General features: G+C 62.5%; 9 protein-coding genes. All 9 read right to left on the bottom strand.

What is annotated here, in order from left to right; all coding sequences use genetic code 11:
* Positions 1-353: 353 nt before the first annotated feature.
* Positions 354-1,016, bottom strand: coding sequence for an MOSC domain-containing protein (locus QMG25_RS06320; protein ID WP_283458323.1), 663 nt, complete (start codon positions 1,014-1,016; stop codon positions 354-356).
* Between the two features lie 252 nt (positions 1,017-1,268).
* Positions 1,269-2,741, bottom strand: a complete 1,473-nt coding sequence (locus QMG25_RS06315) for an MFS transporter (protein ID WP_283458320.1) — start codon at positions 2,739-2,741, stop codon at positions 1,269-1,271.
* A gap of 87 nt (positions 2,742-2,828) precedes the next feature.
* Positions 2,829-3,461, bottom strand: a complete 633-nt coding sequence (locus tag QMG25_RS06310) for a PadR family transcriptional regulator (RefSeq protein WP_283458318.1) — start codon at positions 3,459-3,461, stop codon at positions 2,829-2,831.
* Positions 3,462-3,628: 167 nt separating this feature from the next.
* Entirely contained in the window at positions 3,629-4,303 is a 675-nt protein-coding gene (locus tag QMG25_RS06305) for a response regulator (RefSeq protein ID WP_283458315.1), read from the bottom strand.
* Entirely contained in the window at positions 4,300-6,840 is a 2,541-nt protein-coding gene (locus tag QMG25_RS06300; protein ID WP_283458313.1) for a sensor histidine kinase, read from the bottom strand. Before QMG25_RS06300 ends, QMG25_RS06305 begins: the two co-directional genes overlap by 4 nt.
* A 21-nt stretch (positions 6,841-6,861) precedes the next feature.
* The gene (gene kdpC / locus QMG25_RS06295) at positions 6,862-7,443 is read right to left on the bottom strand and encodes a potassium-transporting ATPase subunit KdpC (protein WP_283458311.1); all 582 of its coding nucleotides are present in this window, start codon (positions 7,441-7,443) and stop codon (positions 6,862-6,864) included.
* Positions 7,444-7,447: 4 nt separating this feature from the next.
* A complete protein-coding gene (gene kdpB, locus QMG25_RS06290) occupies positions 7,448-9,562 on the bottom strand; it encodes a potassium-transporting ATPase subunit KdpB (RefSeq protein WP_283458309.1) in 2,115 nt (704 codons plus the stop codon).
* Positions 9,559-11,214 carry a potassium-transporting ATPase subunit KdpA gene (gene kdpA, locus QMG25_RS06285; RefSeq protein ID WP_283458307.1) on the bottom strand — a complete coding sequence of 552 codons (1,656 nt, stop codon included), beginning with the start codon at positions 11,212-11,214 and terminating at the stop codon, positions 9,559-9,561. The genes kdpB and kdpA overlap by 4 nt, the downstream gene beginning before the upstream one ends.
* 8 nt (positions 11,215-11,222) lie before the next feature.
* A complete protein-coding gene (gene kdpF, locus QMG25_RS06280; RefSeq protein ID WP_283458554.1) occupies positions 11,223-11,288 on the bottom strand; it encodes a K(+)-transporting ATPase subunit F in 66 nt (21 codons plus the stop codon).
* Positions 11,289-11,543 lie beyond the last annotated feature (255 nt).

Here is an 11,543-nt window from a genome sequence, read left to right as displayed (position 1 = left end):
TGTCCTCATTCATAGGGCCAGGCGGCGGTGTTGCCGCTTCGGACGAGATCCAGCCGCTACTCGGCATCCCGGGCAGGATCTCGCGCCATGTGCACGCCGTGGATACGGCCGCCAGTGTTGACGCAAACCAACACTGCATGGCGTTTCTTTGCCGGCAATCCCCTATGAACGCTACTTGCCCGCCCAGAAAGCTTGCGGGCCCCATACACTTCAGGCTCCTGCCTCAAAAATTGGGCAGAAAATAAAAAAGGAGATACCGGAGTGGGGGATGTTTAAATTGTAGGCCATACGTTGGCGCTGCGATACAGGGAAAGCCGACGGCGGCCCGTGAGTTTCGGCACATGGCCGGGATTTCAGCTGGCCCGCGCCAAGATCCTCGCGAACCTGGTGTGGAAGTGGCGGGACAGTGTCAGTTCCCCGCAGGCAACAAGCCGCTGCAATGTCAGCACGTCCGCAGGCGTGGGATCACTAAAGAATTTCCCCACCGTGATCCCGTGCCCGGGAACATGCTCAACCACGACGGCGTCCCCCGCCTTGGCCTTGCCGTGTTCCAACACCCTCAGGTAGCTGCCCACGCGGCCTGCCTGCGTGAAGCGCTTGACCCATTGCGGCTCGTCCATGCGCTCCCCAAAGGTGGCGCACGGCACGCGGGGCGACGTGACTTCCAGCAGCGCCGTGCCAATCCGCCAACGCGTGCCGATCACGGCATGGCTGGTCTCCACACCCAGGGTGCGCAGGTTTTCCCCAAACAATCCCGGTGGGATCGGACGCCCGAGTTCGGCGCTCCAGTAGTCGGCGTCCTCCTGTGAATAGGCATACACTGCCTGGTCCGGCCCGCCGTGATGTTCGGAGTCGCCCTGCACGTCGCCGAACACGCCAAACTTGCGCAAGCTGACGAGTCCTTCAACAGCGCGCTTGTCGATGGCCGTGACGCCAAAACCCGTGGTTGTGGCGATCAGCTGGTGGACCCGGCAGATGGCAAGCACCGAACCGGACGGGTGCACAATGTCAGTCATGCCTCAACTTTAGGGCAGGGTGGGACGTGCCCCGCGCGCGGTGCGAAATTCCTTGACCTGTACGCAAAGCCCAGTCCGAGTTGCGCGCCGTTCGGGCGCTGGGGTTCACTTGTCCGCAGAACTCCGCCCTGGTCATGCGGGCAAGTGCTTCCGCGCCTTGCTCGAGGCGGGTTCTGCGGAGAAATCCAGTCCGAGCCGCAACCCGCGGCGGCCGGTCCACGCGAAGCCGGGACCCGGCGTCGTGCAACAGGCTCAGGCTTCGACGAGGTCTGCCGCTGCGTCGTCGGCAACGTCGGCCTCGGAGGCATGGCGCGGCAGGAACGACGCCGCAACGGCGGCCAGCACCATGCCGGCGGCCATGATCCACATGGTGGAGGTGAAGCCCTCGATGAACACTTCCGGCTTGCTCGTTGCCGTGCTCCCCTCAAGTGCGTCGAAGAAGATGGTGCCGATGATGGCCACGCCGAACGCGCCGGCGAGCTGGCTGGTGGTGTTGAAAAGGCCCGAGGCGCTGCCGGCGAGCTTGGCGGGGACTTCCGAGAGCACGAAGATGCCCACGGGTGCCACGACCATGCCGAACCCGGCGCCGCTCAGGGCAAGCCCGGCCAACAGTTGCCACGGGGTGACGGTGCCGCCGACCGCCTGCACCGTGAAGATCAGCACCACGAATCCGGCGGCCACCACCAGCGGGCCCAGCTGCAACACCACGCGGCCAAACTTGCGGGCCAGGATTGCCGCTGAGATGCCCGCCAGAATCGGCACCATGAGCGAGAACGGCACCATGGTCAGCCCGGCCTTCAGGATCGGATAGTCAAGGCCCAACTGCAGGAACAGGGTCTGGATCAGGAAGAATCCGTTCATCGGGATGAAGAACAGGAACATCAGGGCGATGCCGGCGGCGAACGCGCGGCTCTTGAAAAGTGAGACGGCCACCAACGGCTCGCCCCCGCGCTTTTCCTGGCGGTGCTGCAGCAGCACAAAGCCTGTCAGCACCAGCACGCCGAATGCCATGGACGCGAACGTCCACGCCGGCCAACCTTCTTCCCGTCCCATGGTGAGGGGATAGAGGATCGCCAGCATGCCAACCGCCAGAACCACGACGCCGGACAGGTCAAGTTTGTGCCGCACCGGTGCCTTGGACTCGGGAACGTACTTCACGGCACAGACCACGGCGAAAATGCCGACGGGGATGTTGACGAAGAAGATGGTGCGCCAGCCCCAGCCGAAGAGGTCCGCGTCGGTCAGGACGGCACCGACGATGGGCCCGGAGACTGCCGCAACACCTGCCAGCGCGGAGAAGCCGGCCATGGCACCGGCCCGTTCGGACGGCTTGTACATGACCTGCAGGCTGGAGAGCACCTGGGGAATCATGGCCGCGGAGGCGAACCCTTGCAGAGCCCGTGAAGCGATGAGCATCTCCGGGTTCATGGCCGCCCCGCAGAGCACGGACGCCACGGTGAACACCACCAGGCCGATGATGAAGACCTTTTTGCGGCCGTAGATGTCCCCCAGGCGGGAACCGGTGATCAAGCCAACGGCCAAAGCCAGCGTGTAGGAGGCCACCATCCACTGCAGCTCGGCATTCTGGGCGCCGAGGGCACGTTCGATGTCGGGCAGGGCGACGTTGACAATGGTGGCGTCAAGCAATTCCATGAAGGAGGCCATGAACAGGCAGACCAAGGCAATGCTGCGTGCCTTGCCAACGGGTGGGGCGGAGGGTTTCAAATGGCTTCCTTGGGAAAGTGAGAAAAACGAGGGGCAAGTGGAAGTTGCGTAGGTGCATCAGTGGCACGCGCCCCTGCGATGTGCCGGTCAGTGCTTTGCGTCTTGGCTGACGGAGTCCTGGCTTGGGGCGTCCTGGCGCAGGGCAAGCGCGGCCAACGACTGCCGGGTCCACGTCATGCCCCCGGAGTCCAACCCTGCCAGCGCGTCGCGGAGAAAACCAAGTTCGATGGAACGGGTCCGTGCAATCAATTCAGCATCCAAAAGCACGACGCGCGGCAGGTATGCACTGGCGAGCTCCAGCTCCTTTTCCAGTTCTGCCACCTCGCATGCCACGGTGTCGCAACGGGTGCGCAGCAGGGCGGCCAATTCTGCTGGTTCAAGCATCGGGGCGTGGGCCAGGGCTGCATGGAAGTCCGGAAAACCGTTCTTGGGAACAGAGAGCATTTCCCTGAGCCAACCGCGGGCGGTGACGCGTCCGGCGTCGGATATTTCATAGATGGAGCGTTCCGGCCGCTGCCCGTCTCGTTCAGTCTCCAGCACGCGAATCAAGCCGTCGCGCGCCAAACGGTCCACGGTGCTGTAAAGGCTGGCCCGCTGGCTGACATTGATGACTTTGTCCTTGCCGCGCAGGGCTATCAATTGCTGGATCCGGTACGGGTGCATGGGTGCTTCCTCCAGCAATGCCAGCACGGCCAAGGCAAGGGGGGAGCGTTTTGTCATAGTCATAATTTTACTATTGGCTTTATGGCCAGATGGTTCTCCATGGTGAGAAAATCACTGTGGAATCCGTCACAACTGCAGCGGGTAAGCGGGGTTTCATCCATAGGTGGCGCCGCTGTCGCACCAGCACCACCTGGGAATTCGATGCTGCCTAGGCGTCGGATTTTCTATGGCACGAAACGGTAGCCCATGCCGGCTTCGGTGAGCAGGTGGGCCGGATTCGCCGGGTCGGCCTCCAGCTTCCGCCGCAGCTGACCCATGTAGACCCGCAGGTAGTGGGTTTCTTTCGCGTACGCCGGCCCCCACACTTCGGAGAGGAGCTGCTGCTGGCTGACAAGGCGGCCCGGGTTGCGCACCAGCAGCTCAAGCAGACTCCATTCGGTGGGCGTCATGCGCACGGCTTCCCCGCCGCGCAGCACCAGCCTGTTGGCCAGATCCACCGTGAATTCGGCTGTTTCAACCAGCGGTTCAGCACTCTGCGGACCGGCCCTTCTCGTCGCCGCCCGCAGCCTGGCCAGCAACTCGTCCAGTCCGAACGGCTTCGTCACGTAGTCGTCCGCGCCGGCGTCGAGCGCCTCCACCTTGTCATGCGAGCCGTGCCTGGCCGAAAGCACGATGATGGGCACCTCGCTCCATCCGCGCAGCCCGGCGATCACCTCCAGCCCGTCCATGTCGGGCAACCCCAGATCAAGCACGACGACGTCAATGGCCTGGGTTTGTGCCGCCGCCAGCGCTGCGGTTCCGTTGACTGCCAGCACCACCGTGTACCCGTGCGCGTGCAGGTTGATTTGCAGGGCCCGCAAGATTTGGGGTTCGTCATCGACGATCAAGACGGTGGTCATGGCAGGTTCCGCACAATTCCGGTGGAGAGCGGGATGCGGATGATCATGGTCAATCCACCACCGGGTGTTTGTTCCGCTTCCAAAATTCCTCCCATGATTTCGGTGAATCCCTTGGCAACTGCCAGCCCCAGGCCCACCCCGGTGCCGCCCTGCGGACCGAAGGAGACGTCGTCGAGCCGTTGGAAGGGTTTGAACATGGCCATGACATTGGCGGCGGGGACACCCTTGCCATGATCAACCACCCGCAGTTCGCTGGCCGGGTAGCCGTCGATGGTGGCACTGCCGCTGCCACCAATGGATGCGAGAACCGTGATGTCCGAACCCGGCGCGTACTTGACGGCGTTTTCAACAATGTTGGCGATGATCCGTTCCAGCAGCCCCGGATCGGCCTCGATAGGCGGCATGTTCGCGGGAACTTCGTTGCGGATCCGCCCTGCCGGGACACCGTGCAGCGCCGCCGGCAGCACCTCCAGCCACGTGATGGGTCCCATGACGGGGCTAACCATGTCAGCGCTGAGCCGGGACATGTCCAAAAGATTGCCCACGAGCGCATCCATCCTGTCCGTGTAGTGCTCAATGGTAGCCAACAGTTCGGCCTCGTCCTCGGGGCTGAACTCCACCTCGGTTTGGCGCAGACTGCTCACGGACAGCTTGATCCCGGCCAGCGGGGTGCGCAGGTCGTGGGAGACAGCCCGCAGCACGGAGGTGCGGATCTTGTTGTCTTGGGACAGCTGCTGGTTTTCCCGCTGCGTCACAGTCAACGCTTCCCGTTGCTCCAGTGCCATCAAGTGGGCACCAAAGGCAGTGAGCAGCCTGCGGTCGCTGGCTGGCAGCACCCGCCCGTTGAGCCCGAGCATCCAGCGCTCGGAGATTTCCTCGACATTCTCGGCCCCTTCCGGGGTGACTGGAGGGTTTTCTCCCACCGAGGCGTCGGCACGCCAAGTGGACAGGTCGCTGCCGCTGCCGCTGAAGAGCACCACGGACGTCATGGCAAAGTGGTCACGGACCTGCTCCAAGAACACCTGAACGGTGTCTTGGGAAGCCAAGATGCCGCGGGCCAATTCACTCAAGGTGGCTGCCTCGGATCCGGCGCGGGCGGCTTCCCGCGAGCGCCGGGCTGATTGGTCGACGGCGAGCGCCACGGCCACGGCAACCAGCAAGAAGATTGCCAGTGCGAGCAGGTTTTCGGGGTCGCTGATAGTCAGCGTTCGCACCGGTGGTGCCGAAAAGTAGTTCAGCAACAATGTGCCCCAGATCGCTGCCGAGACCGCTGGCCACAGCCCGCCAACCAGGGCAACAGCAATGGCGGCAGCCAGTTGGATGACCATGGTGGTTTGCAGGTTCAGTGATCCTGTGCCCAGTTGCACCAAAATGGGCAGCATTGCTGCCAACACAAAGCCGACCACCACGCGCTTCTTGTTCAGCTCACCGCGGTTGCGCATGCGGGCGGTGGCGGCACCCAGCGGGTGCGGAACCATGTGAACGTCAATGTCGCCGGCATTGCGCACCACCATCGCTCCGACACCTGGCCGGGCCAAAAGGCCCAACAGCGGCTTGCGGCGGGAGGTGCCGATGACAATTTGGGTTGCCCCGACGTTGCGAGCGAATTCCAGCAGGGCTTGCCCAGGGTCGTCGCCACCCACGGAGTGGTAGGTGCCGCCCAAGTCAGTGACGAGTTGGCGTTGGGTCTCCAAGGCGGCCGGGGCACTGCCGCTCACTCCGTCGGAACGTGGCACGTGCACTGCCAGCAGTTCCCCTCCACTGACCCTGCTCAAGATCCTAGCCGCGCGGCGCAACAGGTATTCCCCTTCCGGTCCGCCGGTCAACCCCACCACCACGCGTTCCCGGGTGGGCCAGCTGGCAGCGATGCCGTGGCTCTGGCGGTACTGCGCCACACCTTCCTCCACCCGGTCCGCCAACCACAGCAGCGCCAGTTCACGCAACGCCGTCAAGTTGCCCAGCCGGAAGTAGTTCGCCAGGGCTGCATCAATTTTATCCCTGGCATAGACATTGCCCACGCTCAAGCGTTGGCGCAGCAGTTCCGGCGGAATGTCCACAAGCTCGATCTGCTCGGCCCGGCGCACAACCTCATCGGGCACGGTCTCCTGCTGCCGCACACCGGTGATGGCCTCCACCACATCCGCCAGGGAGGCAAGGTGCTGGACGTTCAGGGTGGAGTAGACGTCGATGCCGGCAGCCAGCAACTGCTCAACATCTTGCCAGCGTTTGGCGTTGCCGGATCCGGGCACATTGGTGTGCGCATACTCATCCACCAGCGCCAGGGTCGGCCTCCGGGCCAGCAGGGCCAAGACGTCGAGCTCCTGGAAATCGGCGTCCCGGTAAGGGATGCACACGGTGGGCAACATCTCCAACTCCCCCACCTGGGCTCGGGTTTGGGCCCGGCCATGGTCCAGGATGATGCCCGCCACCACATCGACCCCTGCTGCAGCTTGGGCGCGGCCTTCCTCCAGCATGGTGTAGGTTTTGCCCACACCGGGTGCCGCGCCCAAGAAAATCCTTAAGATGCCCCGTGCCATAATGCTTATTCTCGCAGTACCTTAAGGGTTGGTCCGCGCCTGGAGCAGCGCGGCGTTCAAGGTGGTGGTGTTGACCGAGGGCTGGCCCAGAAAACCCAACACTGCATTGTTGGTGTTTTCGCGGATCAGCTCATTCACTGTGGCTTCCCCCAGTCCTGTTGCTTTAGCTACCCGTGGCAGCTGCATGCGTGCGTTGGCCAAAGAGATGTCCGGATCTAGTCCGGAGCCGCTAGCGGTGAGTGCATCAATTGGAATGCTTCCCGGCACTACGTTTTCCCGTGTAGCAACTTCTGCCTTATTAGTAGTCATGGCCTCGATCAGGGATGGTTGATTCGGTCCCAAGTTACTGGGTGAGGAGCCGGCCGCATCCCACTGCACAGCTGAGGGCCGGGGGTAGAAGAACTCTTCTCCTGTGACGGGCTGGGCAAGCAGCGAAGAACCGGCAGCTTTCCCATCCACGCTGACCAGTGAACCGTTGGCTTGAGCGGGAGCAATGAGCTGTCCCAGCCCAAAGACCAGTGCCGGGTAGGCCAGTCCCAGAATGAGTGTGGTGCACAGCAGGAATCGCAATGCGGTTAATAGTTGGCGTCCATAGGCGTTCATAGTGCTAACCAATCGTTGGGAAGAGAGAAAGAACAAGGTCAATGGCTTTGATGCCTACGAACGGGGCGATCATGCCGCCCAAGCCATACACCAACAGGTTCCTGGACAGCGCCTGAGCGGCGGACACTGCCCGGTATTTCACCCCGCGCAACGCCAGCGGCACCAGGAGGACAATGATCAGGGCATTGAAAATCACGGCGGAGAGAATGGCGCTCTCCGGCGAGGACAAGCCCATAATGTTCAAAAGCCCCAGTCCCGGGAACGTGGCCGCGAACAAGGCCGGCACAATCGCAAAATACTTCGCCACATCGTTGGCCACCGAGAACGTGGTCAACGAACCACGGGTGATCAATAGCTGCTTGCCAATGCCCACAATGTCGATCAGCTTGGTGGGATCGGAATCCAGATCCACCATGTTGGCCGCTTCCTTGGCCGCACTCGTGCCTGAATTCATGGCCACCCCCACATCCGCCGCGGCCAGCGCCGGGGCGTCGTTAGTGCCATCGCCTGTCATCGCCACCAAACGCCCGGACTCCTGCTCGGCCTTGATCACGGCCAGCTTGTCCTCCGGCGTAGCCTCGGCAACAAAGTCATCCACGCCAGCCTCGGCCGCAATAGCCGCCGCCGTGATCTTGTTGTCGCCGGTGATCATGATGGTCTTGATGCCCATGGCCCGCAGCTCCGCGAACCGCTCCTTCATGCCGGGTTTAACCACATCAGCTAGGTGAATGACACCCAAAATCTGGGCGCGCTCGCCGTTGTGGCTGGCCACCAGCAGCGGGGTGCCACCGGTTCCGGAAATAGTCTCCACAGCCTGCTGCACTTCAGCTGGCAGCATCCCGCCGCGCTCGCTGACATAACGCTCGACGGCGGATCCGGCCCCTTTGCGGACCTCCCGGATGGTGGTACCCGGGTTGGCGGGATGACCCACGGGCAGGTTGAGCCCGCTCATGCGGGTGGTGGCGCTGAACTCAATGATCTCAACATCAGCACTCAGTGTCTGCGTGGCGCCGAGTCCCCCAGCTTCAACTCCTTCAGTCCTCTCGTCGGCCAGTTCCACGATGGATCGGCCCTCGGGTGTTTCATCGGCGAGTGAGGATAGCCGTGCGGTTTCGATCAGCTCTTCTTCGCTGACGCCGTCGGCTGCAATAAATGCCACGGCCCGGCGGTTTCCGTACGTGATGGTGCCGGTCTTATCCAGCAACAAGGTGGTCACATCGCCGGCTGTTTCCACGGCCCGTCCGGAGGTGGCCAGCACATTGCGTTGGATGAGCCGGTCCATGCCGGCAATACCAATCGCTGGGACCAGCGCACCAATCGTGGTGGGAATCAGGCAGACCACCAGGGCTACCAAGACCACCGGGCTCGGCAGCGCATTGGCGAATGCCGCCATGGGCGCCAAGGTCATAATGGCCACAACAAACACGATGGTCAGCGAGGCCAACAGCACGTTCAGGGCGATCTCGTTGGGTGTTTTTTGACGGGTGGCACCCTCGACGAGGGAGATCATGCGGTCCAGGAACGTTTTGCCGCTGGCTGCGGTAATGCGCACCACAATCCGGTCCGAGAGCACCATGGTGCCGCCGGTGACCGAGCTCCTGTCCCCGCCAGATTCACGGATGACAGGTGCTGATTCGCCCGTGATGGCGGATTCGTCAACACTGGCCAGGCCTTCGATGACGTCACCGTCGCTGGGGATCAGTTCCCCGGCCACAACAATCACCATGTCTCCCACCACCAGGTCGGTGCCAGGAACCATTTCTTCCTCGTAGTCCGGCTCTCCCCCGGCTAGCTGGCCGGCGGGCACCAAAGCCGAGCTCCGCCGTCGTGCCATGACCGAGGTGCGGGCTGAACGCAGACTGTCTGCCTGCGCTTTACCACGGCCCTCGGCGATGGACTCTGCCAGGTTCCCGAACAGCACAGTCAGCCACAACCAGACCGTGACACTGAAGGAAAACACTGCCGTCGAGGAGCCCAGGATGAGCTGTTGGATGCTCACTGCGGTGCACAGGATCGAACCGATGAGCACTGTGAACATGACAGGAGAATGGATCATGAGGCGGGGGTTGAGTTTGGACAACGCCAAGGGCAGTGCCGCGCGGAGGGTGGTCAGGTTCATTTCAGCAGTCCTTCAGCAGCCGGGCCCAAGGCGAGCGCCGGGAAGTAGGTGAGTGCGGTGAGGATCAGTACGATCCCGCCAAGCAGCACCGCAAAGAGGGGGCCGTGCGTGGCGAGGGTGCCGGCGGTGTTCGGTATCTTGCGTTGTTTCGCGAAGGAACCGGCCAGGGCAAGCACCAGGGCGATCGGCAGGAACCGGCCGAAGAACATGGCCAGTGCCAACATGGTGGCCAATGCCGGTCCGGAGCTGGTGATGCCACCAAAGGCGGAGCCGTTGTTGTTCGCGGCCGAGGTGAAGGCGTAGAGGACTTCGCTGAATCCGTGCGGTCCTTGCGCCGGGGCGGCGGCGGCGAGCGCGGGAATGGAGACGGTGATGGCCGTGCCGAGCAGCACCAGGGTTGGTGTCACCAGAATGTACACGGCGACCAGTTTCATTTGCCCGGCGCCCACCTTCTTGCCCAACATTTCCGGGGTGCGTCCCACCATGAGTCCGCCAATGAAGACGGCCACTACGGACAGCACCAGCAGCCCGTACAGCCCTGATCCCACGCCGCCGGGAGCAACTTCTCCTAGCATCATGTTCACCATGGCGAGTCCGCCAGCCAGGGGTGGTAGGGAATCGTGGGCGGCATTGACGGCCCCGGTTGAGGTCAGTGTGGTGGCGGTGGCAAACAGTGCGGTGCCGTTGGCGCCGAAACGTTGCTCAAGGCCTTCACCCACGCTGGTTCCGGTGCCTGCGAAAGCGGCAAGCGCCCAGCCCATCAGTGCTGTTGAAATAAGCCAGAATGCGGACATGACGGTGAGCAGTGTGTACCCCTGGCGTTTATCGCCCACCATGCGCCCGTACATGGCCGGTAAGGAGAAGGGGATCAGCAGAATCAAGAACACCTCAAAGAGGTTGCTGAGAGCGTTGGGGTTTTCAAAAGGGTGGGCGGAGTTGGCGTTGAAGTAGCCGCCGCCGTTGGTGCCCAGCAACTTGATGACTTCCTGGGAGGCCACGGGCCCGCCCGGGACGGTTTGCTGTGCGCCGGTGACAAGGGTGTGAATGTCCGTCCCGCCCCAGTTTTGCACAACCCCGGTGATGATCAGCACCACTGCGCCAATGATGCTGATGGGCAGTAGCACCCGGAGGGCGCCGCGGGTCAAGTCCACCCAAAAGTTGCCTAGATTGGAAGTTTGGGACCGCACAAGTCCGCGGATGAGCGCAACCACCACGGCCAGTCCGACGGCGGCGGAGAGAAAGTTCTGCACGGCCAGTCCCAGCATCTGCACGCCGAAGCCCAGTGTGGTTTCAGGTGCGTACGTCTGCCAGTTGGTGTTGGTCACAAAGGAGATGGCCGTGTTCATGGCAACCCACGGATCAACGGAGCCCAGGCCCTGGTTGAACGGGAGCACTCCTTGGAGCAGTTGGAAGGCGATCAACGCCACGATGGAGACGAGGCTAAAGGCCACCAGCGAGCGCAGATAAACCTTCCAATGCTGGTCGGCACGCGGTTCCACTCCGGAGAGTTTGTACAGGCCACGTTCCACCGCCAAGTGTTTGTGGCTGCTGAACGTTGCCGCCAGATATTTGCCCATCGGTTGGTGCAGTGCCCCGAGGGTCACTATGAGGATGACCAGCTGGGTGGTTAGCGCGAATGCATGGAGTTCCATGGCCGCGTTCACCACTTCTCGGGTCGAATGAGGGCCGTAAGCAGGTACACCAGCAATCCCAGCCCCACCAACACCAAAATTAACCACGTAACCAATTCCACAACCAGCTCCCTTTCACAATGTGCGTTGATGTCTTTCTCAATCACACATCCGTGCGGGGGCGCTGCCGCCCGTTTTTACGCGTTCTTAACGCGCTGGCCGCCGTTCTTGACACCTTCCTGACGTGCTACCTGAGAGTTCTCGCTTTGTGTCTGCTGTGGCTGTTCACTTATGCGCAGGGTTCACCCCCGCATTGCACGCATAACTAGCGGCACTTCACTTATGCGCAG

It is taken from the genome of Arthrobacter sp. H35-D1 (genome assembly GCF_030063185.1).
Classification (GTDB): Bacteria; Actinomycetota; Actinomycetes; order Actinomycetales; family Micrococcaceae; genus Specibacter.
Note: the sequence above shows the minus strand (reverse complement) of the source record. Positions and strands in the feature narration are given on the sequence as shown.